A 1634-nucleotide genomic window follows, 5' to 3' on the forward strand; every position below is an offset into this window, starting at 1 on the left:
CGCCTCCGCGGCCTCGATACGGCGCAGCGTGGCCTCGCGACCGAGCAGGGCCAGGGTCTCGTCGATCGGCGGCGAGACGGGGCCGCCGGAGACCGCGACGCGCAGGGGCTGCGCCACCTTGCCGAGCTTGAGCTCCTGGCCCTCCGCCACCCCGCTGACCGTCTCGTGGATCGCCTCGGTCTGCCACTGACCGAGCCCGGACAGGGCCTCGCGCAACGCCGCGAGGACGGGTGCCGCCCCGGCCTTGAGGTTCTTGCGTGCCGCCTTCTCGTCGTAGCCCTCCGGCTCACGGAAGAAGAACAGGCTGTTCTGCGCCATCTCCCGCAGGGTCTTTGTACGCTCGGCCTGCGCACTGACCAGGGCCTCCAGCGACGGTCCCCCGGCCGGATCGACACCCATCTCGCCCAGGTGCCAGGCCAGGTGGCGTGCCACGTGGGCCGGGTCGCCGGTCTTCATGTAGTGCTGGTTCAGCCACTGGAGCTTGGAGCTGTTGAGGCTGGAAGCGGAGTGGTTGATGTCGTCGATGTCGAAGAGCTGGATGAGCTCATCCAGGGTGAAGATCTCCTGGTCCCCGTGGGACCATCCCAGCCGCGCGAGATAGTTCAGCACCGCCTCGGGCAGGTAGCCCTGATCGCGGTAGTCCATGACGCTCGCCGCGCCGGTGCGCTTGGACAGCTTCTTGCCGTCCTCGTCCAGGATCATCGGCACGTGGGCGTACACCGGCGGCTCCACGCCCAGGGCCTGGAGGATGTTCACCTGGCGCGCGGTATTGTTGACGTGGTCGTCGCCGCGGATGACATGGCTGATGCCCATGTCCATGTCGTCCACCACCACGACGAAGTTGTACGTCGGCGAGCCGTCGGCACGGGCGATGATGAGGTCGTCGAGCTCGCGGTTGGCGAACACGATGCGGCCCTTCACCCGGTCGTTGACCACCGTCTCCCCCTCCAGCGGGGTCCGGAAACGGATCACCGGGTCTCCACTCGCGTCCGCCGGCGGCTCGGTGAGGTGACGGCAGCGCCCGTCGTAGCGGGGCTTCTCCTTGCGCGCCATCTGCGCCTCGCGCAGCGACTCCAGCCGCTCGCGGGAGCAGTAGCAGCGATACGCCCTGCCCTCCTCCAGGAGGCGGTCGATCACCTCCGCGTAGCGGTCGAAGCGCTCGGTCTGGTAGAACGGCCCCTCGTCGTAGTCGAGTCCGAGCCAGGCCATGCCCTCGAGGATCGCATTGATCGCCTCGGGGGTGGAGCGCTCACGGTCGGTATCCTCGATGCGCAGCACGAAGTGGCCGCCGTGCCGCCGGGCATACAGCCAGGAGAACAGCGCCGTGCGTGCACCACCGATATGGAGATAGCCGGTGGGACTGGGGGCGAAACGGGTCTTTACGGTCATGTGCGCCTTCCGGAAAAGGGGGTTCGAACTCGGGCCCGCTCGGCAGGGCCCGCCGCCGCTGAAAGGCCCGTTATGCTAGCAACTCACGGAGCAAAGGCGAAGCGCGAACGCGCACCCGAGCGTTGACAGCGCGGCGGCGGCCGAAGTACTCTACGCACCGCGCTTTCGGGCGGTTAGCTCAGCGGGAGAGCACTGCCTTCACACGGCAGGGGTCGCTGGTTCGAACCCAGCACCGCCCACCAGAA

At 68.2% G+C, this 1634-nt stretch carries 1 protein-coding gene and 1 tRNA gene; one reads left to right on the forward strand and one right to left on the reverse strand.

What is annotated here, in order from left to right:
• On the reverse strand, nt 1-1389 hold a 1389-nt coding region (gltX, locus tag G7A99_RS16295; RefSeq protein ID WP_163142085.1), incomplete at its 3' end, for a glutamate--tRNA ligase.
• A 167-nt stretch (nt 1390-1556) separates the two neighbouring features.
• Between gltX and G7A99_RS16300 the strand changes: the two genes are divergently transcribed.
• Nucleotides 1557-1631: transfer RNA gene (locus G7A99_RS16300), tRNA-Val, on the forward strand.
• The last annotated feature ends 3 nt before the right edge of the window (nt 1632-1634 follow it).

It is taken from the genome of Arhodomonas sp. KWT (assembly GCF_010993615.1).